This window comes from Vibrio sp. 1641 (assembly GCF_033339995.1).
Classification (GTDB): Bacteria; Pseudomonadota; Gammaproteobacteria; order Enterobacterales; family Vibrionaceae; genus Vibrio; species Vibrio alginolyticus.
This window is the reverse complement of the sequence record NZ_JAWOVP010000346.1, coordinates 1-591: the sequence shown is the minus strand read 5'-3', so window position 1 is coordinate 591 and position 591 is coordinate 1. Positions and strand designations below refer to the sequence as shown.

Genomic DNA, 591 nt, shown 5'->3' with positions numbered 1-591 from the left:
AGATTTGATGGATGGCGCACACAGCGAAAACAAGTTGTTTGTCGACAAAGTCTCTGGTGACTTATCTGCATTGGACTACGGTGAAGCTTCGGTACGTTTAAGCAACTACATGGCTGCTCTGCAAGCTACGCAGGCGAGCTACGTGAAGATCAACGATCTTTCATTGTTTGACCGTATTTAAGGTTAGGCAGTTCTTTTATGGTAATGAGTACAGTAGAGGTTAGAGCCCATAGCATACGCTTGGGTGGCCAAGAACAAGCCTCTATCATGCCAACCCGCTCTGCGGATTCAAGCAGTACGATCAAACCGCGTCCAATTCAAGTTCAGGCTGACACCGCGTCAGCCTATTCTGTTTCAGGCATTCAACTGACTCAGGGACAGCAACAAGCAACAGCGGTACAAATTGCTTCAAAATCACTGCAATCCATTGGTAAAGAGCTAACGCACATTAAACGTGGGTTAACTCAAGCCGTTACGCAAGGCACACAAAATGTGCCGGGGTTGCAAGATACGCTTGTGCGCTCTAAAGCGAACATTCAACGTGTTGTGGAACAAGCGCGTTTTGATGGCCAGAAGGTGATTGATAACGAG

Annotated in this window: 2 pseudogenes; both read left to right on the top strand. The window is 47.2% G+C overall.

Features of this window, described 5'->3' with window-relative positions:
* A pseudogene (locus R7Z47_RS25915) lies at positions 1-181 on the top strand (flagellar hook-associated protein 3); the annotation flags it as partial.
* A 17-nt stretch (positions 182-198) separates the two neighbouring features.
* Positions 199-591: pseudogene (locus tag R7Z47_RS25910) on the top strand (flagellin); the annotation flags it as partial.